Genomic DNA, 24,847 nt, shown 5'->3' with positions numbered 1-24,847 from the left:
GTGCGCCTGGTCCAGGGGTTTCTGCTTTTCGTCCGCCTACTGTCCGTGCTGGGCGATAAACCCCTCGTCGGGGCGCGCCGCGGCGACAGTACATAGTGGTGGTTGACTTATGTACAAAGAAGGGCAGGATCTCGATGTCGCAGCAGGTGCAAGGCGTGATCGCCCCCGGGAAGAACGAGCCGGTACGGGTCGAGACGATCATCGTCCCCGATCCCGGCCCCGGTGAGGTCGTGGTGAAGGTGCAGGCGTGCGGGGTCTGCCACACCGATCTTCACTACAAGCAGGGCGGGATCAACGACGACTTCCCCTTCCTCCTCGGCCATGAGGCCGCGGGCCTGGTGGAGTCGGTCGGCGAGGGCGTCACGGACGTCGTCCCCGGAGACTTCGTAGTACTCAACTGGCGTGCCGTGTGCGGCCGTTGTCGTGCCTGTCGGCGCGGCCGCCCGCAGTATTGCTTCGACACCCAGAACGCCGAGCAGAAGATGACCCTTGTCGACGGGACCGAGCTCTCGCCGGCGCTCGGCATCGGGGCCTTCGCCGAGAAGACCCTGGTCGCCGCCGGTCAGTGCACCAAGGTCGACCCGTCCGTCTCTCCGGCCGTCGCGGGCCTGCTGGGCTGCGGCGTGATGGCCGGCATCGGCGCCGCCATCAACACCGGCCAGGTCGGCCGCGGCGACTCCGTCGCGGTCATCGGCTGTGGCGGGGTGGGCGACGCGGCAGTCGTCGGCGCTCGGCTGGCGGGCGCGGCGAAGATCATCGCGGTCGACATCGACGACCGCAAGCTGGAGACGGCGAAGAGGATGGGCGCCACCCACACCGTCAACTCCCGCTCCGCCGACCCCGTCGAGGCGATCCAGGAACTCACCGGAGGCTTCGGCGCGGACGTCGTCATCGAGGCGGTCGGCCGCCCGGAGACGTACAAGCAGGCCTTCTACGGCCGCGACCTGGCCGGCACCGTCGTCCTCGTCGGTGTACCGACCCCCGAGATGAAGCTGGAGCTGCCGCTCATCGACGTCTTCGGCCGCGGCGGCGCGCTCAAGTCCTCCTGGTACGGAGACTGTCTGCCGTCCCGGGACTTCCCGATGCTCATCGACCTCCACCAGCAGGGCCGTATCGACCTCGGCGCGTTCGTCACCGAGACCATCGGACTCGGCGACGTCGAGAAGGCCTTCGCCCGGATGCACGAAGGCGACGTACTGCGCTCGGTGGTGCAGTTCTGATGGCCCGCATCGACCGCCTGGTCACCTCAGGCACTTTCTCGCTCGACGGTGGCACCTGGGACGTCGACAACAACGTCTGGATCGTCGGCGACGAGCGGGAGGCGATCGTCATCGACGCCGCCCACGACGCTGACGCGATCGAGGCCGCGCTGGACGGCCGCACGCTGCGCGCCATCGTCTGCACCCATGCGCACAACGACCACATCGACGCGGCGCCCGCGCTCGCCGCCGCCACCGGCGCGCCCATCCTCTTGCACCCCGACGACCTGCCGTTGTGGAAGCAGACGCACCCCGAGCGCGCCCCTGACGGCTCACTCGCCGACGGCCAGACCCTCACCGTCGGCGGCGTCTCGCTCACCGTGCTGCACACCCCGGGCCACGCCCCGGGCGCGGTCTGCCTGTACGCCCCGGAGCTGTCCACGGTCTTTACCGGCGACACGCTCTTCCAGGGTGGCCCCGGCGCCACCGGCAGGTCGTTCTCGCACTTCCCGACGATCATCGCTTCGATCCGGGACCGGCTGTTCACCCTGCCGCCGCAGACGGTGGTGCGTACGGGCCACGGCGACGCGACCACCATCGGCGACGAGGCACCCCACCTGGAGGAGTGGGCTGCATCAAAGTAGCGGCTCCGCCGGGCGGCGGGGCCACTGAGCCAGCCGCAGCCCGCTCTCGAAGCGATACGGCTCTCCCGTCACTGGATCGGTGAACTCCAGGACTTTCGCGAGGAGTTGCAGAGGACGGGAGTAGTCGTCGGGCTGCCGCTCCTGGACGACCGGATAGACCGGGTCGTTCAGGAGCGGCAGCCCGAGGCTGTTCATATGGACCCGCAGCTGATGGGTCCGGCCGGTGGCCGGCAGCAGCCGGTACCGGCCGAACCCGGCCCGGTGCTCAAGGAGTTCGATCCGGCTCTCGCTGTTCGGCTCGCCCGGCTCCTCGCGGGCAGCCATCACCCCTCGCTCCTTGACGATCCTGCTGCGTACGGTCACGGGCAGGGCGAGCGCCGGGTCGTACGCCGCCACCGCCTCGTACTCCTTGCGCACCAGCCGGTCCCGGAACAGCGTCTGATACGCGCCGCGGTCCGCGGGCCGTACGACGAAGAGCGCGAGCCCCGCGGTCAGCCGGTCGAGCCGGTGCGCGGGTTGCAGCTCCGGCAGCTCCAGATCGCGACGCAGCCGGGCGAGCGCCGTCTCGGTGATGTGCCGGCCGCGCGGGGTGGTGGCCAGGAAGTGGGGCTTGTCGGCGATCACCACACGCTCGTCCCGGTGGACGATCCCGACCTCGAAGGGGACGGGCTCCTCGGGGGCGAAGTCCCGGTGGAACCAGAGGTACCGGCCCGCGGTGTAGGGCTCGTCGGCGGCGACAGGACCGTGCGCGGAGACGATGCGCCCCTCCCGGAACATGGCGTCGACCTGCTCCGCCCCGATGGCGTCGGCGTACCGCGCGGCGAGATGGTCGTACACCGTCTTCCATACGCCCTCCGGATCGGCGGGCAGGCGCAGCCGCACCGGGTCGATCCCGTCGCGCTGGGGGAGCGGTGCCGTCGGGGCTTTGCGTCTGCGTCTCATCGAAGTGTGGTGCTGCTCATACCTGGACACAGATGGTGTCGTCGGGGGAGGTCCTCGTTGGCAATGCCCGCCATGTCTCGATCATATCGGCCGCCGGACAAGTGGCCGGCTCCGGAGCCCGGAGGGGGCTCAGAGGGCCGCGGTCAGTCGGATTCGCGTACCGAGGCGGGACGCCGTGCGCCCCAATCGGCCGGCGGCCGCAGTATGGAGTCGCTACTGGGCGCTCGCACCCCACGGGCTGGCCATCAGCTCGGGCGACCACGGCAACGTCGGCGGGCTCGCCACGGCGGGCGGCATCGGATGGCTGATGCGGGACTACGGGCTGACCATCGACCACATCACAGCGGTCGATGTGGTCCTGGCCGACGGATCGGTGGTCCGCGCCGACCCGGTGACCGAGCCCGAACCGTTCTGGGCGCTGCGCGGTGCCGGGGCGGGCGTCGGTGTCGCGGTGGCCTTCGGGATCGAGGCGATGGAGCTGCGCGACGTCGGCTACGCGCAGATCATCGCCGAGGTCGACCCCGTCCGGCGACACGCTGCGGCGCTGGGCCGACCGCATGGCGGACGCCCCACGGACACTCTCGGCCTCCCTGTCGCTGATGTCCCGGGGCTCCACCCTCGCGGTCGCACTTACGGCCGTCGTCGCCACCGGCGACCCTGCCGAAATCGGACCGGCCCTCAAACCGCTGCTCGGCGTCGGCCGCGTGCTGGACCAGCGCGCCCAGATCGCCCCGTACACCGCGCTGGTCTCGAAGGACCACGAGCACCCCAACGTCGGTCAGCAATCGGTCCTGACCACCAATGGACTGCTCCCGGCAACCCCCGCGGCGGCCCGCGCCCTGGTCACCGCGGCAAGGGGCCCCAGTCGGTCCTCGTCCAGCTGCGCTCGCTGGGCGGCGCGGTCAACGACATGTCGCCCGAGGCCACCGCTTACGGGCACCGGCCAGCAGACGCTGGTGATCGCCGGCGTCTTCCCGCCGGAGGACCCGGCGACGCTCAGCGAGGCATGGAGTCCCGTCGCCCAGCACACCGACGGCGCCTACGTGAACTTCGAAAGCGCCCCCGACGATGCGTCGTTCGCCCGGGCCTACCCCGCTGCGACCGGGAGCCGCGTCGCGGACCTGTGGCGGCGATACGACCCGGAGGGGATCTTCCGCCGCCCGGAGCGACACCTGCGCATGCGCGAGGTCCTGTAGCGACAAAAACTTGATGCGGGCCGAGACGCTGCCTCGACCCGCATCAATTCAGAATATGTAACGTGTCCGAGGGGGGATCGATACCGGGAGCCCACGGAATGCGTGTCTCACCGCGGTACTTGAGCTATCGGTGTAGGGCAGATACCACTCAGCGTATTGAACTTGGACGCCGGTCGACATCCCTCACAGGGGTGGCGCTCTCTGGTCCCGGCCTTATCGAGGGGCAGGGGCAAGGGCCCTGTCGATTCCGGAGCACGCATCCCTCCCTCTTCGGGACGCTTTTCACCGAAGGACTTCACAGGGCCCAGTGGCGGAACGCTTCGATCCATTCGGCTCCCTCGGGCGGAGGGTCGGGCAGCGGGAGGTCTCGCAGACCTATGGGTTGGAGGATCCGTCCGCGGCGGCAGATCGCTACCACTCCGCTGCCTGGTCGCAGGTCGATCTCCTCGACGATGACGTCGACTCCCAACACTTCGGTGGTGAAGGGCACGGTAACGCGGTCGCTGAGCACGGCATGGAAGCCGACCAGCTCTTCGTCCTCGCCGTAGGCGTCAACGAGCGCCTCGGCGATCATGGCGTCGAGGTCCTGGTCCGACAGACCCTCCACTGTGTGGTCCTTCCCTGCGAGATCAGTTCCTGGCCGGGGCGCCGCAGCACTTCTTGTATTTTCGGCCCGAGTCGCACCAGCATGGCCCGTTCCGCGGCGGGGGCCAGGCCAGCGACTCATCCGGGTGGGCGCGCACCACATGCCTGCTGAACGCGCGGCGGGTGTCCGGGTTGTCGGCATCGCGCCCTTCACGGAAGGCGAACTCCTCGTACGCGGCCAGGGTGGCGCTGACGATGTGCACCCGGGCGGCGCCGGCCTCCGCGTAGGTGCGCGCGTCGGTCTGCAGCCGCTGTGCGTAGGCGGTGTAGTCGTCCCCGTAGGAGTCGGTCGACTCGGGCCAGCGGGTGCGTACCACGGCGAAGTCCTCGCGTACCCAGCGCAGCACGATCCCGTCGAAGGCCGCTGCGTCCTCGGGCACCTCCACCGGCCTCCCCGACGGCAGCCCACTCAGTGCCCCGTCCAACTCTTCGCCGAATTCCCGTAGTTCGGCGTCAGTCTCAGCTTCGGCGGCCAGGTCGTCGTCGGTCGGCTCCAGACCGAGGTCCCGGCGCAGGAGAGCCCGGCTGATGCGCAGCCCGCGGCGCAGTCGGGCGGCCTCGCCGCCACCGGTCCCCTTGTTCTCCCGCGCTGCGGGGTGTGCCAGGGCGGCCAGACACCAGTCAAGGGCCCGTTCGGACCTGCCGATCTCCCCGAGTATGTCGACCATGTCGTCGAAGACCTGCAGGTCGGCTACGGCCTCATCGGGCTGCTCGGTCAGCTCCTCGCGTAGGGCTTGCTCGGCCTGTTCGGCGTCCCGCTCGCGGTCCTGCGCGTAGAGCGTCTCCACCACCCCGACCTGCGCCTGTCGGCCGGCCGCGCCGCTGAGTTTCGTCGCCCGAGTGAACAGCTCCAGCGCCTTTGCGTCGTCGCCGCCCTGGTGCTGCTTGCCGCGGGCGGTCAGCCATCCGGCGTGCACCAGCGCGCGGCCCTGGTCCGGATCCCCGGGGTGCTCGTCGGCCCACTGTTCACACTGCGCCGCCGTCGGCTGCCTGCCCACCGTCGCGAGGAACTCCTCGTACGGGGAGTCGACGGCTCGGACAGGCGAAGGGGATGCGCTGCTCATACCGCGACCCTACCGAGGACCGGCAGCCCAACTCCCCTTTCCTTTACGGGCCTGACACCGGGACGGGCCATGTGGTAACGACGGCCGACATCGCCGCGCTGCGGTCGGGCTGTGCCTGGACGCGCCGCACACGCCCGCCTCTGGCCGTCCCCAACTCCGTGCCGAAGCCGCCCGGCCCAGTGCTGCTCCGCGTTAGTTCGTGGAGGGGTGTTGATCAGCCTGGCTGGTCGCCGAGGTAGAGGTAGTCGGCGCAGTCCAGGCAGTCCTCGGGACTGCCGAAGGGTAGGCCGGTGGGCAGGATGTTGTCCTGGTAGGTGCCGCGGCTGGCCAGGTAGAGGGCGAAGCCCCAGGTGTGCAGGACTCCGGTGAAGCGCAGGCGACACAGGGGGATCTGCTCGCCGTCCTCCAACTCGCCGCTCACGTAAGCGAATCCGGTGCGAAAGCGGACCTCGACGCGGGCTAGTTGCGGCCAGCGGTCCTTGGCTCGGGCGTTCAGGCGAACGCGCAGGTGGTGTTGCATCGAGTCGGGTGGGTTCTTCGGCACGGACCCCATCCTGCCCGGTTCGCTGACGGTGCGCCTGCCGATAACCTCATCCGTCCTGGTCAGAGCCCGTGTGCCGTGATCTTCGTTCCGTCGGATGCTAAGGCCGACGCAATGCTCTGGCGCAGATGACGATCACCTCGGCATGATGGTCGCTCGTGTTGTTGAAACTCGCCTACCTGAGCGTGACCAACATGTTCGCGATGCTACGACTGCTGCCGGTGAGCACCCGGGACAAGGATGTAGAGATCCTGGCTTTACGCCATCAGATCACCGTGCTGCAACGGCATCTGAACGGGCAGCGAGTCCAGTTCGCACCAGGGGATCGGGCGTTCCTGGCGGCGCTGCTGCATTACCTCCCGAAGGAGGCGCTGCTCCGAATGCGGTTGCTGGTGCGGCCGGACACGATCCTGCGTTGGCACCGTGACCTGGTCGCCCGCCGGCACGCCGCCCGATCCCGGCCCCGCCGCGGAGGCCGACCCCGTACCGTCCGCTCCATCCGGGCCGTCGTACTGCGCCTGGTCCGTGAGAACCCGGGCCGGGGGTACCGGCGCGTGCACGGAGAACTGCTGGTACTCGGAGTGAAGGTAGCCGCGTCCACGGTCTGGGAGATCCTCCAGGACGCCGGCATCCCGCCGGCCCCCGAACGGGCGTCGAGCACCTGGTCGGCCTTCCTGCGCTCCCAAGCAGACGTTCTTCTCGTGTGTGACTTCTTCGAGACCGTCACCTTGTCCGGGGCGCGGTTGTATGTCTTCGCGGTGATCGAGCACGCCAACCGCCGAATCCGGATCCTGGGCGCCACTGCGCATCCCACCGCGGCCTGGGTGACCCAGGCGGCGAAGAACCTCGTCATGGACCTCGAAGACGCCGACCGCCGCGCAAGGTTCATGATCCGTGACCGGGACGGGAAGTTCCCCGCACTGTTCGACACCATCCTCACCAACGCCGGCATCGAGGCAGTCCTCAGCGGCGTGCGAATACCGCGCATGAACTCGATCATGGAACGGTGGGTACAGACCTGCCGCCACGAACTCCTGGACCGCACCCTCATCTGGAACCACCACCTCCCCCGCGCGCTGCGGGAGTTCGAGCAGTTCGACAACGAGCATCGACCGCATCAAGGCATCGCCAACGCCCGCCCACTGCACCCATTGCCCCCACCGATCGCCGATCCGGGGAAGATCGCCCGCCTCGACATACGAAAACGCAACCGCCTCGGCGGCATCCTCCACGCGTACCAACATGCCGCGTGACCTGCACGGACGACGTTTTCGGCAAGGACAATACGGATTCACCCTCTCAGGTGATGCTGCATGTGGCGTAAGGATGAGAACAGCATGCGGCGGCACACGGAGTCGCTCGGAGGCAGGTGAAGTCATCCTCCGGGCGGCCCGCCGTGGTATCGGGTCACCCGCAGGCTGCCACCGCACCCAGACGGCCATGAGTGAACCCCGGGTCGCTGGGTTTACTCGCCCACACGTACGCTTCGCCGGGCTGGGGTAGTACCGCCTACGCCGAGCGCAGCCCGGTGAAGGCGGTGTTCGAGTGTTGGCCCCCGGAATTCTCAAGCCACCAGTTGAAGCAGGCGCAGGAACTGCCGGGTTGTGTCCACGGCCTCGCGCTCGGCTTCGGGAGCGTCGACGTCCCAGTGGGCGACACTGTTGCGGAACTCCTTCACGACGTCGAGGCGTTCGAGGAAGCTCTGCTGATCGAAGGGCCAGTTGAGCTGCTTCCACAGGTTCGGTTCCTCGAACACAGACCGGTACTCGCCCAGGGTTATCTGCCCGTTCTTCGCCAGGATGTTCTTGGTGCGGGTGGGGAGGTCGTCTTGGTCGAAGCGGTTGAGCGTGCGGCGCAGACGGAGTTCGACTTCTTCGAGGAGGGTGAACGGTTCGATGCGGAGCTTGAGCTGATCGGCGATGTCCGAGGCGGTCAGGACGCCGGTGACGACGTGTTCGGCGTCGACGATGACGAGGAAGCCGTGTTGGCGCAGGTCCTGTATGCGGGAGAAGAGTTCCTCGTGCTCACGTGCGGTGGGGGCATCGCGATCCGTCACTTCGGCGATGGAGTGACCGCGGCCGGTCAGCTTGGCCCGGGCGATCGACTGCCAGGTGACGACGCCCCGTACACGGCCGTTGCGGTCGACGACGGGGAGCTGGGAGAAGTCGGATTCGACCATGTGGAAGTAGGCAAGGCCGAGGTCGCCGTCCACGGCGATGGTGGTTACGTCGCGTGCGAAGGGCAGGGTGCCGATCCGCCAGCCGAGGTCCTTCTCGACTGCCGCCTTCCTGGACTGGGTGCCCAAGCTCGAGGATTGGTGGCTGCTGAGGGAGGGGTCCTGTTCGGAGACCTCATCGGTGTCCTCGGTGTCGTCGGTGGCCGCCGAGACGGTCACCAGGTCGTCGAGGCGGACGGAGTTGAAGTGTGGTTCGACCGTCAGTTCTCGGGCTGCGAGTTCCGCATCGACGAGTTCGGTGACCCCGACCGTGCGGCGGGACCAGCCCCACAGGCCGATGAGGTCGCGTGCGGCGAGCTGCCGGGTGCCGACCTCGGCTACTTCCGCTTCGAGGGCAGCCGGGTCGGCGGGCGGTTCGACGGCGCCGGTGTAGCCGGGGTCACGGCCTTGTTCGACGAGGGTGGCAATGCGGTGGACGGCATCGCGGCGGGTCAGCTCGCTGATGGTGAGATAGGCGCCCATGCTGTCCCGCAGGTCGCCCTTGATCGCTGCGCGGTCCAGGTCGCGCACCAACCAGTCCACCGTGCGAGTATGCCGAAGGCCCGGCGGCTGGTCGCCTCGGAATTCATACTCTCCCGTGAGTCGTCCGATCGCGACGATCTTCTGGAACTTGCGGGGCATGACGACGAAATCGCCGATGTCCATGGTGAGGAAGCGCCACAGCTGATGCTTCCAGCTGATCAGAGCCCCTGCGGGCTCATCGGGGTAGGTGGCCTCCACCAGCGCACCGATGTCCTCGATGGTGGAGCAGGAGGTGAGATCGCCGAGTTCATTCCAACCGGCGATGGCCAGTCCCTGGTCAAGCGCGATGGCCTCTCGCTCCCCCTGGCTTCCGCCGCGTATGGTCCATGCGCGCACGATTCCTGGAATCCTCTCGGATCGAAGACGTCTGTGTGGGCCGGCGTCAGCGGGTGTGCGCCGGCGGTGGGTGAAGGCGGTGGCGGATTCTGCTGGGGCTCAGGCTGCCGAGGAACTGGAGGGCGGGTCGTCGCCCTGGAGCAGTGACGTCGCGCGGTGTGCGCTGTGTTCGACGTTGCGGGGCAGGAAGCGACTGGGGCGTCCGTTCCAGGACACGACCAGTTCGTCGCGGGGGCGGGTCGCCGCCACGAAGAGGAGGGAACGGGCACGCTGTTCCTCCTGGCGGAAGCGGTCGGGGTTGCTGAGGCGGTACGGCTCGATGCGCTGGTGCGGTACCTGTCCCTCGGAGACTCCGGCGATGAACACCCGCTGGAATTCCAGCCCCTTGAAGCGGTGCATGGTGCCGATCCGTACACCGTTCGCACCCTCCGGAACGCCGTCGGGGCCGATCTCCACGACCGGAACGGGGTGCGTGGCAGTGGCGAGAGCGTAGGCGGCCTGGGCGGCTGCGGTCTTGTCAGGAACGGCGACGGCCATCGCCTCGTACGGGGTGCCGTACTTCTCGTGGCGCTCGAAGAGCAGGGCGGCCAAGGCGCGTAGCTCGGTCTGCCAGTCGGGGGCGTGCCAGTACTCGGGGGCGCGGCCGGTGAGGACGGAGCGGTATCCGTCGAGGGTGTCGTTTTCGGTGTCGAGGTTGTCGAAGGTCTGGCCGTCGAGCAGGCCACCGGCGCTGCCGAGGATCTCGCGGGTGGTGCGGTAGCTGAGGGTGAGGCGGCGGGAGGCGCGTCCGGGGGTGCGGATGCCGTAGTGGCTGAGCACGGAGCGGTGGGCGTAGATGCGCTGGTGGGCATCGCCGACGAGGAAGATGTCGTTCGGCCCTTCAGGGACCAGTGCGCGAAGCATGCGCCAGTGGGATGCCGACAGGTCCTGGGCCTCGTCGACCACGATGTGCCGGAAGGGCAAGCGGGGGCCGCTGCCGCCCATCACACTGGCGGCCTCGCGATGGATGAGGTCGCGGCCGCCTTGCGCTTCCTTGTACTCCAGGTACCGGTCGTAGGCCGTTTTGCGTTCGCCGGCGATGCGGGCTGCCTCGCTGGCGACGACGTCGAAGGTGGTCTGCCGGGGTGCGGTAGCGAGGTGTGCGCGGTACGCGTCGACCAGGCTCCAGATCTCCTTCTTCTGGCGGGGAGTGATCCGCTTGCGTCCGGCCCGGTTGGCGGTGCGGTACTTCTCCCAGACGGCGCACTGTCCCGGGATGACGACGTGCCGGAACTCGTCGTCGAGGAAGTCGGCTTCGTACTGGAGGAGACCGGTTTCGGTGCGGACGGTGTGCCAGAGCTGCATCGCGGCGTCGTCCGGGAGGGGGCGGCCGAGGTCGACGGAGGGTTCCTCGGCGACGATGCGTCTGGCGAGTGCCTCGACGGACTCGATGCGTACGCGCTTGAGGACCTCGTCCCCGCCGAGGCGGCGCAGGCGCTGTCGCAGGTCCTCGGCGAGGCTGGTGTTGTAGGTGGTGAGGAGCACCGGCCGGTCGTGCCCGGGCGGAAGTTGGGCGACAAGGTGGCGTACCCGGTGCAGGGCGACCACCGTTTTGCCGGTGCCGGGGCCGCCGGTGACCTTGGCCGACCCTTTGAACGTGGTGGTGGTCAGGCGGAGCTGCTCCGGGTGCAGGAAGAGCCGCCAGGCTTCGAAGGAATTACCCAGAGCGTCGAGGACGGCGTCGTCCTCGGTGGAGACCAGGGCGGGATGCCGGGCGGCGCCGGCCCAGTCCTCGGGGTCCGCGCCGGGGGTGCGCCAGGCTTCGGTGATGTGCCGCTGGATCTCCGCCACCGGCGTGTGCTCGGCGAGGGCAAGCAGGACGTCCCGGGTGAGTTCGGGGACGTTGCCGGTGAGCAGGGCGGCCAGCTGTTCCCGGGCAGTGATCCTGCGGACCGCGGGCAGGAGGGACGGGCTCACGCCGAGGCGGATGAGTTCGGCGTCGTCGTGTGCGGCGAAGAGAGCCCTGGCCAGAGTGGATACGGGGGCGGCCGGAAGGTCCTGCGCGGGGTGTTCGGGCGGTGCGGGGCGGGACGGGAACGCGAGGACGGTGTCCGATGCCTGCACCTGGTCGATGGCTTCCAGGAGTCCGGAGACCGAGTTGATCGACACGGTGAGCCGGGTCAGCTCCTCGTGGGCCCGGGCGCCTTCACGCACCGCGAGGACGGTGAAGCGGGTTTCCTCCGTGCGCAGGAGGAGTACCGCGTGGCGGGGCGGGACGGCGGCGAGGAGAAGTTCGCCGTTGGTGCCCGCCAGCCGCAGCGGCGAGATGCGCAGGGAGCGGTTGGTCCGGTCCTCGCGCAGTCGGCGTACGAAGTCGTTGACCTGGTTGGTGGCCTGGTGGCCGAGGCGCTGCAGGTCCTTCTCGACCTGTGGCGTCACGACCACGCGCGCGCCGGTTCCCGATGTCATGCGTCCCCCTCCTGCGACTGCCGCTGCGCCGAGAGGGCGAGGAGCCGTTCGGCGAGCTCGTCCATCGGCCACTGCTCGACGGGGCGGACGTCCCACCCCTGGCGTGCGAACTGCGCCATGTCGTCCTGCTTCTCGGCTGCGGCCGGGAGCACGATGCCGATCTTGTAATCGGGCCAGGCAAGTTCGACGGCCATGGTGACGCCCTCCACGTCCCAGAGCACCTCGGGGACCGGTAGGTGCGGGTGCTTGGCCACGTACTCGTCGACGAGGCGCTCGGTGAAGCGCTGAACCTCGGGATCGCCGTCGCTGAGTTCTTCGTGGATGAGGCGCCACGTCGCGAGTTCCGCGGGAGTGACGTGCTCCGGCTCGGCCTGCTCGGCGCCCGGCTCCAGGACGCGGACGACCGCTGCTTCGGGCACGAGGGCCGCTGCGTCGGCGGCGTCCGGGAGCGCTCCGGTGGCCTCGGCGGCGGAGAGTCCGTGGCCGTCCCTGTCCTCGCGGAGTGCGGTGAGCAGTCCGATGGCGGGGCCGGCGGTCACCGCCAGGAGGGAGGCGTCGAAGTCGTCCATGGCGGTACGGGCCAGGGCGATGCCGTCGGCCCGGCCGCTTCCGGTGGGGTCGAGGAACTGGATGAGGTTGCCCCAGTTCAGCCAGGCTTTCCAGCGTCGTCGGTGGTCGGGGCGGTCGCCTCGAACCGCGTCCGGGCGGTCGTCGAGTACGGCGAGTGCGCTCCATTGCTGTTGGCGGCCGTGACGCCGGTCGACGGCGAGCAGGAGCGGGAGGCCGGATCCGTCGTGTGCCGGGATGAGGAGGAGTCCTTGGCCACTGGAGGGCGGCGGAGTCTGCTCGCGCAGTACGGCTTCGAACCAGGCAACTGCACTCTCGGGGTCGGCGGTGACCGAGATAGGCCTCGGGTCGGTGGTCAGGAGTCCGGTCAGGGCACGCACGGACAGGTCCCGCCAGAGTGCCAGGTTGGGGTGACGCAGGTAGCCGAGGAGCGAGGAGATGGCGCCGGAGTAGAGGTAGGAGTCGAGGATGGCGGGGTTGCGTTTGCTCGCCGCCCACTTGGCACGAACCTTGCCGCCGGGTGACTGGTCGCCTTCCACCGGGTATGGAGGCCAGGCGGTGTCGGCTGCCGGGCCGGCGATTACCGGCGCGAGGGCGTCCGGTGCGGTGGCCTGCGCGTTTCGGCGGGCGGCGTTGCCGTCCGCCTCCTCGGTGAGCTGCTTCTCCCAGGCGATGACGTCGTCCCAGGTGATCTGCCACACCAGGGTGCCGTCGGCCCGGAGCCGGGCACGCTTGGCCGCATCCGAGGCGATCCGGTTGGTGCGTTCGGAGGCATGCCACCGGTATCCGTCGAGGTAGACGGCGACGGACAGCGGCTGGTGCGCCGCTTCGGCGGGTGCACCGGAGACCGGACGGAAGAGCAGGTCCGGCCGGGTCCGGTAGCCGGTGAGGTCCTTCTGCGCGACGACTTCCCAGTGCACGGCCCGGCCTTCGGGCGTGCCCAGCGTGAACTGCTTGCCCTGGCGGCCGGTGGGAGTGGTGCCGTGCTCGGCGCCGCCGTTGCCCGGGCGGGCGAGCCACCGGTCGAGGCACTCGATGAAGCGGCGTTCCAGGTCGCTCTCGGCCTGTTCGGCGAAGCGGACCCGGTCGCCCGCGCTGTCGTCGACGCCGGCGGGGCGGGACGTCCGGCGGTCGATCTGCCAGCCGCTGTGGCCGTCGTCGCCGAGGAGCCCGTCCAGCATCCACAGCGCTTCCTGACGGTCGAGGTCCTTGTACTCGCGCTGGGTCTGCGCGAAGGGCAGCAGGCAGCAGTGGCAGGCGCGTCGGCCGGGGGTGTGCTGGCAGCGGCAGGAGCGCAGGACTCGCTGGGCGGCGGCGAGGACGGCTCGGAAGTCCTCTCCGTCGTTGTCGACGAGGCGCTGGAGGTAGCCGGTGCCGCCGGGCAGGGCGTCGTAGAGGACGAGGTAGTGGCGGGTGAGTTCGGTGTCGCGATCGGGTTCGGTGGCGGGGGTGGAGCGGATGTGCGCCGGGTCGCCGCCGTAGTGGAGGGCGAGGCCCAAGTGGAGCGCCGCGGAGAACGAGGCGAGGCGCTCGGGGACGCGCAGGGTGGCGGCGGGCAGCAGAATCCGCAGCGCCTCGGTGCGGTGCTCGGCGGCGGTCAGGACGCGGGTGAGGTCGCGCGGTGCAGTGCGACGGTCCCGGCGGCGCACCACGCACCACGGGAAGTGGTGGGCGTGCTCGGGAGAGTTGAGCGCTGATTCGGAGAGTTCTTCCTGGACGGGCGCATGTCCGGGTTCCCGGTCGGTGGCCCCTCCGCACAGCGGGCAGAGGACGAAGCCGGTGACTGTGGTCTCGGTGCCCGCGAAGGTGGCGTCGGCGCGGCGGCCGGGTCGGGCGCGGCCGAGGTTGAAGCGCCGGATGACGGCCTCGCGGACGTGGTCGACGCCGAACGTGGCGCGGGTGTGCCGCCAGCTCTCCTTGACCGACTCCGGCGGGATGTCGACGGCGGTGACAGTGGTGTAGTTGATCTGGGTCCGGTTGTCGTGGTCGTCGATGATGCGGGCGTCTTCCCGCTTGTCCCTGGAGAGGACCTTGCGGGGCACGACCACGGTGTACAGGGCGTTGCGCCCGCCGATGGAGGTGCCGGAGCAACGCGGGCAGGCTCCGGTGTTCTGCTCGGCGTCGTCCCCGGTGCGGACGTAGCCGCACTCGCCGCACACCCGCCAGGTGTGGAGCACGGCCGGAACGCCGTCCTTCTTGCTTTCTGCCGGCGTCCCCGCGGGGCCGAGATCGAAGCCGTCAATCCGGTGCTGGTAGCCGCGCACGTAGTACGAGTTGCCGGGGGCGAGTTCGCTGAGCGCGGCGGTCGCGGGCCGGTTGTAGGTGCGTACTTCGGGGCGCCACTGGGAGCGAGGCGTGGCGGCGTCAGCGCCTCGGGTGCGGCGGGGCGGCCGCTTGTGGTTGAGCGTCGCTTCGAGGCGTACTCCGTCCTCGACCAGACTGTAGTTGGGCAGCAGGCCCTGCTCGACCAGAAACGTCTGGGCGCTGGTGTTGGAAATCTCCTGCATCCGGTCGCCCAGGGCGGCGGCTTCACGGCCGAGCGCCTTCTTGTCGCGGGCCTCGTCCTCGATGTTGTCGTGCAACGAATCGGCGGCCGCGTTGATCTGCTTTCGGCGGGCGAGAAGGTTCTCCCGCTCCGCTTCCCAGGCCGCCTCGGCCTCGGTGAGGGCCTTGGCGAGCCCAGACTTGGCGTATTCGAGCAGCGACTCGCGCGCCTCAGCGGACACCCCGGAGTCACGTACCTGGCCGATCTCGGGGAACAGGGCCAGGAATTGTTCGGCGAGGTCGGTGCGGCCGGAGGCCGCCCGCTTCAGGGCCTTGGTCCATCCGCCGTGCCCGAACAGGTAGCTGGCGCGGTCGACCAGGGGCGCTACGTCGCGCAGCCGTCCTCGGGCGGCCAGGTCGATAAGAAACGCGGTGTACTGACGACGTAGCAGCTCACCGGCGGACAGGAAGCAGCCGGGCGGCGTGACAGGCCCGTCGATCAGGTAGCGGGGCTCGGACAGGTGGTACAGGGCACGAGGACTGCTGTCGGCGAGCGACACCATGAACGCGTTACCGGTGGCACGCCCGGCCCGGCCGACCCGCTGCACGTAGGAGGCGGTGGTGGACGGCAGGGAGGCAAGGATCACTGCTTCCAACTGGCCGATGTCGATGCCGAGTTCCAGGGTCGGCGTGCAGGAGAGCACGTTCGGATCGGTGTGCAGGGTGCCGCGCCGGAACCCCTTCTCGACGGCCTCGCGCTCCTTGCGCTTCAGCACGCCGGTGTGTTCGGCGGCGACGACGTTGTACGGGCCCGACTCCCGGTACAGACGGCGGTAGTAGTCGTAGCGGTAGTCGCGGCCGGCCCGGCCGGCGGCGGAGGAGGACGGCACGGTCAGCTGCCCGTCGCACTGCTTGAGCGGGCAGCGCAGGCCCTCCCACACGGCCGTACGGTCGGGCGCGACGGTCTGGGTCCAGCCGCAGTCGGGGCAGGTCACGGCCGCGTGCGGGGTTTCGGTGTCGTCCAGGGCGCGGACCCGGACGTGTCCGGCGGTCAGGCCATACACCCCGGGGCCGCGTTGCTTGCCCCGCTTGGCCTCGCCGGTCGGCCGGTGGGCGAGGGCGCCGATCTCGGGGTCGGCGAGCCTGGGGAGCAAGGACGCGACGAAGGCGGCGGCAGCGGCGCGGTCCAGCCCGCCGAGGCAGCGCAGGGTGTAATCGGTGAACCAGCTCTCGGCAGAGTCGGCCCGCTCGAAGTCGGTACGTCCCGAGCGTGCGCCGACGAGGACGAATGTCGGTGCCTGAGCGCCTCGGGGGAAGGCTGGCATGCCCTCGGGGCGCAGGCCGGTCAGGAGGTAGCGGTTGCGGCCCTCGTCGTCGATGAAGGGATCGAGCCAGGAGTGGTGGATGCCGCCACCGGCCCTGATGTGTTCGAGCAGGACGCGGACGTACCCCTCGAAGCGGCGGAGACGCTCCGGTCCGGAAGCCGGAAGCACGTCGCGCTCTGCGATTACGGGACTCTCGTCGTCCTCCACCTCGTTCGCCGCGTCGGGTTCGTCGTCGGCGATGGGCAGCATGGCGTTCAGCTGCTGCTCGTACAGGGCCTCGGCGGTGCGTGCCGCGCGCTCAGCGTCGGGCAGGTGGACCTCTGCCGCGACAGTCCGGGTGAGTTCGAGGGTGCGGCCCCAGCGCGAGCTCAGGCCGAACTCCATGAGGGTATTGAACGCAAGACGCTCGCCGACCAGCGACCAGGACGGTTCACCGGCACGCTTGGATCCGGCGAGGAGCTTCTTCACCCGGTCGACGTCGTGCATGTCTGGCGGTACCACCGAGGAGAGCAGCTTCTCCTCCTCATCGGCGGCCCGTACGACCAGTTCCGCTATCAGCTCATTGAGCGGAACACCGTCCGCCGCCTCGCCGGGGTTCTTGGCCGCCCGCTCCTTGAGCTGCTCGAACAGCAGGGAGCGCAACGAGAACTTCCAGGCGCGACTGGCAACGAACCCGGCTCGGTGCGCGGCGTCCTGCACGGAATCGTTGAAGATCAGGGTGCGCCGCCGGTCGCGGCCCTTCTCGTCCTTCGCGGGCAGCTCGCCGCCAGTGAACAGTTGCGTCACCACCACGGAGGTGAGTGGCGCGACACCGGCACCGAGGAACCGGATGCCTTGGCTCTGGCCGCAGGCCGGGCAGCGGTCCTGGCGTGCGAAGTCGTCCTGTTCCCGGTTGTGCATCCAGGCCGTGACGTACACGCCGTTCTCCGGCGCCTCGGCGACCTTGCCGCCTTCCAGGAGGACTTCCTCCGGGTCGAGTGGGCGCAGCTCCCGCCCGTTGTCCTCGAGGACCAGCACGGTCGCCTGACCGCTGGTGCCGCGCCGGCCGCGCCTGATCCGTCGCGCCTGCTGCACCCGGGCCTGCTCGGCCGCCTCGGCCGGAGTGGCCGCAATCAGGGCCCGGACCCGGCCCTTGGCGGCACCGCCCGAGGCGCTGCGCCGGTAGATCTCGTCCGGCGCATGCTCCAGCTGCAGCGGGTCACGCTCGGGGCAGACCGCCGCCCAGCCGGACCGCCCGCAATGACGGCAGTACGCGGCCGGCAGGCGTCCGGACCGCTGTACCCGGGTCCGTCGCTCGATCTGTGCGGCCAGGGCCACGTTGGCCAGGTCGGCGGGCGTGGCGGTGCCGACGGCGGGCCCTGCGGCGCCGGGGGTGCCCGTGGTGCCCGACAGGGCGGCTTGGTCGGCGTCGGTCCAGGAGAACACCGGCTCCGGCGCGGTGAACCGCAGTACCCGGGACAGGGACCGCACCCACAGGTGGGTCTCGATCAGCAGGAGCGGCCGGTCCTTGCCCTCGGGGGCGTACGGGTCACGGGCCGCGGAGAGCAGTGCGGTGAAACGGGCGAGTGCCTTCTCCGCCGTCCCCGGATCGGACAGGGCGGCTAGCCGCCATGCGGAGGTCGGCTCGAACGCGGCCAGCGCTTCGAGCGCGGAAACTGGGCCGTGCACGTTGGTACGCAGCAGCGCGTGGGTGAGCGGATGGGCGAGCAGCCGCCGTCCCAGCTGGCGCGGATCGCAGTCCGCGCTGCCGACGACCGCGCGCGCGGTGAGGGCGAGTGCATCCTTCTCCCGCGCGGGGTCGGGGAGTTCGACGAGTTCGGAGGGCGTGGGCACGGGTAGCGACCGGTTCACCGGGGAGAGGAAGGACTCCAACGGAAGCCGGTCCTCCCCGACCACCGCGTCGTCCACGAACCGCACCCCGAACACCTGCGAGGCGACGTCCAGCATCGGACGCGGACCCGCGTCCTCGGGCGCGGCCTCCCCGCCACCGGCCGAGCCGAGCGTCGCGGACGTCGCCACCGGGCAGATCCGCCCCAGCGGCCGGCCGGGCTCGTCGGCCCCGACCGCGACCGCGAGCCGCCGCAGGAGCATGGCGACATCGGTGCCCTGCGCCCCGTCGTACGTGTGGAATTCGTCGATGACCACGTACGACAGATCGGCGTCCCGCCACAGCGAGGCGTCCTGCTGCCGCTGGATCAGCAGGTCCAGCATCTTGTAGTTGGTGATCAGGATGTCCGGCGGATTACGGCGTATCTCGGCCCGCTCCACCATCACCCGCCCGTACGGCGACTCCGCCCCGGACGCGGACGCCTCACCGATGTAGAGCCCCGCCGTGACATCGGCGAGCCGCGCGTCCTCCAACAGGTCACCGAGCCGGGACGCCTGGTCGCCGGCGAGCGCGTTCATCGGGTACAGCAGCACGGCCTTCACGCCGTGCTTCCCGGCGGCCTTCTCCCGGCGGCAGTGGTCCACGACGGGGACGAGGAACGACTCCGTCTTACCAGAGCCGGTGCCGGTGGTGACCAGCGTCGGCTGCGGTGCCCGACCATCCTTGGAGGAGAGCCGGGCGAACGCCTCCGCCTGGTGGGCGTAGGGCTTGAAGCCCGTCTCCCACCAGTCCAGGTACTGCTCCCAGCCGTCGCTCGCAGGCCGGAACGGCCGACGGATGCGCAGGTAGGGACCCCGGAAGATACCGTCGGCCGGATCGGTGAGGAAGTCGGTGAGCGCGTCCTGAGTGTCGGGTTCGGCCAGCGCGAACGTAGTCGTGAGGTACTCGACCGTGGTGTCACGCAACTGCTGTGCGGCGAGCGTGGGTCTCATGACGCGCCGTGCCCCCTGTTCTCCCGTGGAATCACCGATGTACCCGAACTTCAGGTACTGCTCGTGCTTCTCCTGCTGCTCCATCAACTCTACGAGGGGGTACTGACATTCGTACCCTCGATTCGATCATCGGCGAGGTCCGAGGGCGAGGTCTGCCCCGGCTTCAGCCGACCGCGGCCATCCGGCAGACGAACTCGGCGTGCGCGGCGCGGAGCTCCTTGCGGCGGTTGGCACGGTAGAGAGGAGCGGTGTAGCCCTCGGGGACGTTTGCCCCGCCATCGGGGAAGTCCGGGTGGGAGCTCAGCTCTTTCCAAGCCTGAGGCAATTGTCCGAATCCTCGCGCCTTTGCGCTGGCGATACGTCGACCTTCACCGTCAAACCACATGCTCTGCTCGTACTGCTCCAGAACGGGGAACCGAGAGTCATACATGGCGATCAGCTCGTCGGCGCTAATGCCGAGCCACACTGCGACGATGGCGTCGATCTCGACGAGGGCGGCGCGGCGGGCGAACTCGGAGCGGAGCGGAGTTGCCCGTGTCCAGGTAGGCCCGATGCCGTCAGCCAGCGCAGCCGCTTCCTCGGGCCACTCTGCTGAAGCCCAGGTGTCACCCGCCCAGATGGGGTCGTACAGCGATTCCCACAAGCGGGTGTATGCATCGGTCTGAGCGTTAAGACGGAGGGTTCGGAGAAGAAGAGCACCTTCCAGCGGGTGGTCCGGTGTCGGGGCAGGCATGACCTTGGCCTCGCCCTTCTGGAGGTCATCTCGCCCTCGCGTCCGCAGGAAGTACTCCAGGGGGATAGAGGACCAGAAACCTGCTACCAGCGCCGTGAGCCGGTCGTCTTTCATGGCCAGGCTGTGCACCGCATGCACATGCGTTGGCCCTGGCGGAATGATCCCTGCGAGCAGGCATCGCTCCATGTTGTAAGCGATTCGGCGCCTCCAAGCTACGCGGAAGTACTCCGAGTACGGCCGCGATGCGGCAGCCCGAAACAGCTCGTCCACAGCCTGGTTCAACTCGACGCCCTCCAGCCCGGGGGACACGGAGAGAACATCGGCTTTAGCAGCCGCAACTGCCTGCGCGTCGTCGTAGAGCTGGTTGAGACGGCCGTGGTCGACCCAAGGATCCTGCTTCGCGACGAAGCGGCGCTTGCCGGTGGCTCTCAGGTAATTCGTACGCGGAACCGCGTCGTCCGCCATGTTCCGGTGATCCCACGGCTCGTAGTCGCGCATGCTCTTCGAGCCGCCCTCGGGCGGCTGCTTATGCATGGGAGTGGAGACGCCGATTACGGGGCCTTTCAGAATTACTTCGCTCCAGGCTTCTACCTGCCTGGGCGTCCAGTCGAAGTAGCCTGCCGTGCGGTCGTTCTTCTCATCAAATCCGCGGCTGATACGTGGTTTCAACGCCTCCAGACGGTGCGGCCAGCTGGCCAACGCGGCAATAGCAGCCCCTTCGGCTGTGGTCACGGGGAACAGGAGCTTCGCGCTCTGTTCAGAACCGGCTTCGACGGTGCCTTCAATCTTCTGCCACGCAGTAAGTTTCGACTGGTCCACGCGCACAATGCGCTTCGAATGTGGACGCAAGTCCCACTTTCCATTGTGCTTGATGCCGGGAAGCTGTCCCTTGCCTTTATGGCGTACAGATTCAACGAGTACGTCGGGGTGGAGGAGCCAACTCATGTGCTGGAACCTGATCTCGCGGTTCCGTCCGTACACATTGACGCTGAAGTGACTGCTATTACCCACGGGATTGGCAAATAGCAAGAGCTCGTTAGTGAAGTCCGCGTGGAACCGCAGATGCCGATATGCCGTCGCCCTCAGCAGCGCTACTTCTTGGCCCCCCGTCAGATGTGTCGACGGGTGCACGAGGCCTGCAGTGCCCTTCTCGCCAGTAGCCCTCCACGTGTTCAGCATGAACGCCCGATACAGGTCCGGCTGCGTCCCCACAAGCTCCGGATACGTGTCCACCGCCGAGAGGAACTCCGATGCTGCCGCATGGGTCGCCAGCTCCCCGAGAAACGTCCCGCGCGCCTTTGGCTGCTCCATCAGCAGTCCCTTGCGTTCGTTCCACTCCTCCGTCGTCGGGTGCTCAGCAAGCTCGAACCACGGCTCGAACTCCGCGAGGACCCCGCTCTCCTTCCACTCCTGCTTCACCCACGGCGGATTCCCCACCATCACGTCGAACCCGCCGTCGGCGAAGACGTGCGCGAAGCTCAACTCCCAGTGAAAGAATCGCTGATCCTCCGCAATCCTCTGCGCAACCTGGAACCACGGGAAGTAGTCCCCCAGTTTGGACGCATACATCCACGCCGACTGCGCGGCCATGAAATCGTTGAGCTCCTGCTCCTTCGCATCCAGCTCGGCAAGGCTCTTCACGCCGCTAAACTCGACCAGCGCGACCTGCCCGTTCCCATCCTGCTCCACGTCGATGCTGCCGACGACCGCCTCGGCGAACTCGATCCAGTCCTCCAGGTTCCGCAGCGGGATCCGCCGGTCCCGCGAGCCCTTCGGCAGAAGGGTGAGGTCCTGGCCTTCCTCCGTGTAGTCCGGTGCCGAGCCGTCGAGGAGCCCGATCTGCTCCAGCGGCCAGAACCACAGCGCGCACCAGGCGTCCATGACCTGCTTGACCCGCCAGTACGGGGTACCCACCGCGGTTAGTGCCTCGCGCACGGCGTCGCGGTCCATGACCGTCCGGCGAGCCTGCGCCGACGAGCCGACCGAAGGCTGTTCCAGTCCCCACACGTCGATCGTCCGGGAGATCTCCTGCTCCGACAGCTCCAGCCGCAGCCTGACCAGGTCCCACAGATACTCGACGCGCTGCGCGAGACGTCCCAGCCGCGTCGTCTGCGCCAACTGCTGCCGCTTGGCGTCACGTTCTTCCTGTTGTTCGGCCCGCTTCGCGGCGCCCAGCCCCCGCTTGCCACCACCCCCACCGGCTGCCGCAGCGAGCGTCAGCTGCTCGGGCCGATCCGGAAGTCGTTCCAGCTCCAGAGCCCCCTGTTCGCCAGCCCCGCCACCGAACAGATCCGCCGCGAACAGCGTCAGCCCGTCCTCGTCGGCCTGCCGCGCCTTCTCCAGCTTCTTCGCCGCGACCGCCTTCGCGTCGTGCTGCTTACGGTCGTCGCCGCCCTGGGGCACCCGCCGCATCGCGCTCCGCCACTTCTGCAGGCGCTCGATGAGCTCGGGGTCGAGCCAGTCCGCGGTCTTCCCGTCGACGACCGCCTGTACCGTCTGGTCCTCCGCGCCCTTCTTCGGCCGGCGCAGCGACACCTTCTCCCCGATCGATCCCCACCCCAGCGCGGGCACCAGGAACTGGTGAACCGATCCTCCCGGGATCGCCGTCCCCATTGGCACCGCACGCGGACGCTGCTGTTCCCTCACGTTGAGCCAGCCGCCCTCCTTGAGGCTGTTCCCCGGATAGACCCGGCGGACCGCACCCACCAGCGAGTTGCCGCGGTGCAGGTGAAGCCCGTACCAGGGGGCCTGCATGCCCGGGTACATGGTGTTCAGCCAGAGCGAGACCTCGGCCAATTCTACGGCTGTGTCGTTGAGGTCGATGCCGTACGCGTTGTGCAGCGCTATGTACGCCTTCGCCTTCTGCAGCTCGCGCTGGTACTTTTCCGGCTCGATCTCCACCCCGCGCTCGCGCTCGGCGAGCCTCAGATACAGCGCGGCGATCTGGTTGACCGCCTCGTTGAGGAACGCCCCGGAGCCGAGGGCCGGTTCGCACACCCGCCACTTCAGTACCTCGGCCGAGGTCACCCCGGACTGGCGCAGGAGCTTCGAGGCCTGGTTGTCCAGGTGCTTGGGGTCGATCCGCCCTTCCTCGTCAAGGCGGAAACGAAGCGTCTGCTCGACGGTGGCCTGGGTCAGCGACTCCGGCGTGTAGTAGGAGGCGCTGGTCTGACGGTCTCGGCCGGCCAGACGGTAGACGTACGAGCCCACCGGGTGGGGCACGGCTTTCGGTTCGCCGGTCTCGCTGTCCAGGCCGGTCTTGACGAAGACCGAACCTTCGGGGCCGTCGGGGTAGCGGCCAGAGGAGACCTGGTCGGTGTCGATCAGCCAGGACCCGTCCTTGGGGTCGCCGCCCTTGGCCACCTCGTACAGCGGCTTCTCGGCGATGAACCCGGTGTACGACATCAACCGCTCGTACACCGAGCCGAGGTGGTTGATGCTGAGGTTGGCGTAACTGATGAAGCCGCCACGGCCCTTCGGGCCGCTGCCCTCGGTGAGGGTGAGGCGGCGCAGCACCTTGTGCAGGACGGAGTTGCGCAGACGCAGGTCGAGCTCGGCCGGTGCGGGCAAGCCGTCGGCCAGCGTCGGGTAGGGGTAGGTGATGCGACGGCCAACCAGCCTGACCGACTCGGGGTCGAAGAGCTTGGAGCGCAGGGCCTCGATGCGGACCCCTTCGAAGCCGTCGTCGGCGGCGAGCGTGTCCTCGTTCTGCGCGTCCGGCGACGCGGGGACGGCGGCGGCGTCCTGCCGGATAGCTGCCAGCTCGTCGCGGCTGCGGACGGTGTCGGCGACGGGATGGCCGGTAAAGACCTTCTCGAAGAGCAGCGCGAGGGATTCGTGGAAGTGGAAGCCGTCGCGCGAGCTGGTCGGCACCTTCTCCCGCACCGCGAGTTCGCGGAGCCGGGCAACGCTGTAGCCGGTGGCGTACTCCTCGCCCTTGACCGGGAGAATCTCCAGCTCGGGGCGGGCCTCGGCGTAGAGCAGGAAGAGGATGCGGTAGAGATAGCGCAGCGCCTCGGAGGTGAGGACGCGGGGCAGGTCTCCGCGCTCCTTCAGGACGTCGGGCAGCCACTCCTGGAGGTCCTGGGGCTGCACCTTGAGAGGGTGGGCACGCGCCCGATCAAGGATTTCGTTGGCGATGAGCTGGACGGCTTCCTGCAGACCAGAACGCAGGTCCTTGGTGACGCCCTCGGAGTGATCCCTGGACTGTGCGAGCAGCCGGGTCATGTCGTCGTCGCCGTCCTCGCGTGGGCGCAGCGAGGGCGCGCCGAACAGCCAGGCGGTGACGTCGATCTCGCTGGCGGTGGACGACTTCTCGCCCTTGCGGGGCAGCGCGGTGTCCAGGTTGACGGCGAGGTGGCGGCCGCGGGCGAAGTCATCTCGCGCGGCGAGCACCATCACGCCGCCGAACAGCAGGACGGCGTACTTCGGGGCGTCGTCGCAGGACAGCAGCCAGGCGGCGAGGTCGGTGACGGTGTGCAGGGTCTTGGCCGGGCCGACCTTGACCGGGGCCGCGAGGCGATTGGCGTGCCCCGTGCCGGTGGCCTGGTCGAAGTCGTCCGCGAAGCCGCCGGTAAGGACCACCACGCCCGGTTGACTGTGCGCCACGGGTACGGCGAGCGGTCCGGTTACGCCGGGCATCGTCAGGTGCCCGGGCCGGTGGTCGAAGCCGAGCGCCGTGAGCACGCGCCGGTGCCAGGTGTCGAGAGCGTCCCGCCACTCCTCCTCCGGGGTCTGCGGCGGAACGGAACCCTCGGCCGGGCGGTCCGTTCCGGGAAGCGGCAGGAACGACGGCAGCTTGTCGGCGTCGGCGGCGGCCAGGGTCTCCGCAGCGGCCTGCTGTGCCGTGACGGCCCGTTCGTCGGTCTGCCCGGCGTACTTCTCCGCGTCTTCGGCAAGCCGGGCGCGGACCTCGAAGTAAGGGCCGCTGAGGTCGCGCAGCCCCTGCCGCGGGGTGTGCTCGCCCTGCCGCTCGGCGGCGGACCAGCGCTTCAGCGGGCCGTCTTTGAGCTCCTTCGGCAGGATTTCGTCCAGGTAGAAGGAGGGGAAGTACTGGCCTGCGTTGACCAGGGAGTCGAACGTCACGCCTGCTGCTCCTGCCGGTGTTCGTCACGATGGATGCTGTGCTGCCGGCACAGGGCGGAA

The 24,847-nt window shown here is 69.1% G+C and carries 12 protein-coding genes and 1 pseudogene; 5 read left to right on the top strand and 8 right to left on the bottom strand.

Annotated features, from left to right (window positions below; genetic code table 11):
- Window positions 1-134: 134 nt before the first annotated feature.
- Window positions 135-1,220, top strand: coding sequence for an S-(hydroxymethyl)mycothiol dehydrogenase (locus ACWDO5_RS20225; RefSeq protein ID WP_450531702.1), 1,086 nt, complete (start codon window positions 135-137; stop codon window positions 1,218-1,220).
- Window positions 1,217-1,843, top strand: coding sequence for an MBL fold metallo-hydrolase (locus ACWDO5_RS20220; RefSeq protein ID WP_450531704.1), 627 nt, complete (start codon window positions 1,217-1,219; stop codon window positions 1,841-1,843). Before ACWDO5_RS20225 ends, ACWDO5_RS20220 begins: the two co-directional genes overlap by 4 nt.
- Here the strand turns inward: ACWDO5_RS20220 and ACWDO5_RS20215 are convergent.
- The gene (locus ACWDO5_RS20215; protein WP_450531701.1) at window positions 1,835-2,785 is read right to left on the bottom strand and encodes a pseudouridine synthase; all 951 of its coding nucleotides are present in this window, start codon (window positions 2,783-2,785) and stop codon (window positions 1,835-1,837) included. The genes ACWDO5_RS20220 and ACWDO5_RS20215 overlap by 9 nt on opposite strands.
- A gap of 4 nt (window positions 2,786-2,789) precedes the next feature.
- On the opposite strand from ACWDO5_RS20215, the pseudogene ACWDO5_RS20210 reads away from it, so the two are divergent.
- A pseudogene (locus ACWDO5_RS20210) lies at window positions 2,790-3,158 on the top strand (FAD-binding protein); the annotation flags it as partial.
- A 184-nt stretch (window positions 3,159-3,342) separates the two neighbouring features.
- Complete coding sequence (locus ACWDO5_RS20205; protein WP_450531705.1) at window positions 3,343-3,981, top strand: hypothetical protein; 639 nt, start codon at window positions 3,343-3,345, stop codon at window positions 3,979-3,981.
- A 295-nt stretch (window positions 3,982-4,276) separates the two neighbouring features.
- Here ACWDO5_RS20205 and ACWDO5_RS20200 read toward each other — a convergent pair whose 3' ends face one another.
- The 3 genes from ACWDO5_RS20200 to ACWDO5_RS20190 form a co-directional block, all read right to left on the bottom strand.
- Window positions 4,277-4,588, bottom strand: a complete 312-nt coding sequence (locus ACWDO5_RS20200; RefSeq protein WP_099498388.1) for a hypothetical protein — start codon at window positions 4,586-4,588, stop codon at window positions 4,277-4,279.
- A 22-nt stretch (window positions 4,589-4,610) separates the two neighbouring features.
- On the bottom strand, window positions 4,611-5,690 hold the full coding sequence (locus ACWDO5_RS20195) for an SEC-C metal-binding domain-containing protein (protein ID WP_450531700.1): 1,080 nt from the start codon (window positions 5,688-5,690) through the stop codon (window positions 4,611-4,613).
- A gap of 214 nt (window positions 5,691-5,904) precedes the next feature.
- A complete protein-coding gene (locus ACWDO5_RS20190) occupies window positions 5,905-6,234 on the bottom strand; it encodes a hypothetical protein (RefSeq protein ID WP_450531699.1) in 330 nt (109 codons plus the stop codon).
- A gap of 155 nt (window positions 6,235-6,389) precedes the next feature.
- On the opposite strand from ACWDO5_RS20190, the gene ACWDO5_RS20185 reads away from it, so the two are divergent.
- On the top strand, window positions 6,390-7,484 hold the full coding sequence (locus ACWDO5_RS20185) for an integrase (protein ID WP_450531698.1): 1,095 nt from the start codon (window positions 6,390-6,392) through the stop codon (window positions 7,482-7,484).
- A 311-nt stretch (window positions 7,485-7,795) separates the two neighbouring features.
- Here ACWDO5_RS20185 and ACWDO5_RS20180 read toward each other — a convergent pair whose 3' ends face one another.
- The 4 genes from ACWDO5_RS20180 to ACWDO5_RS20165 form a co-directional block, all read right to left on the bottom strand.
- Window positions 7,796-9,325 carry a CBS domain-containing protein gene (locus ACWDO5_RS20180; RefSeq protein ID WP_450531697.1) on the bottom strand — a complete coding sequence of 510 codons (1,530 nt, stop codon included), beginning with the start codon at window positions 9,323-9,325 and terminating at the stop codon, window positions 7,796-7,798.
- A 99-nt stretch (window positions 9,326-9,424) separates the two neighbouring features.
- The gene (locus ACWDO5_RS20175) at window positions 9,425-11,773 is read right to left on the bottom strand and encodes a UvrD-helicase domain-containing protein (RefSeq protein WP_450531696.1); all 2,349 of its coding nucleotides are present in this window, start codon (window positions 11,771-11,773) and stop codon (window positions 9,425-9,427) included.
- Window positions 11,770-19,053 (bottom strand): DEAD/DEAH box helicase, encoded by a 7,284-nt coding sequence (locus ACWDO5_RS20170; protein WP_450531695.1) that lies wholly within the window; start codon window positions 19,051-19,053, stop codon window positions 11,770-11,772. Before ACWDO5_RS20170 ends, ACWDO5_RS20175 begins: the two co-directional genes overlap by 4 nt.
- 79 nt (window positions 19,054-19,132) lie before the next feature.
- Entirely contained in the window at window positions 19,133-24,787 is a 5,655-nt protein-coding gene (locus ACWDO5_RS20165; protein ID WP_450531694.1) for an Eco57I restriction-modification methylase domain-containing protein, read from the bottom strand.
- Between the last annotated feature and the right edge of the window lie 60 nt (window positions 24,788-24,847).

This window comes from Streptomyces sp. NPDC000880 (assembly GCF_053599675.1).
Note: the sequence above shows the minus strand (reverse complement) of the source record. Positions and strands in the feature narration are given on the sequence as shown.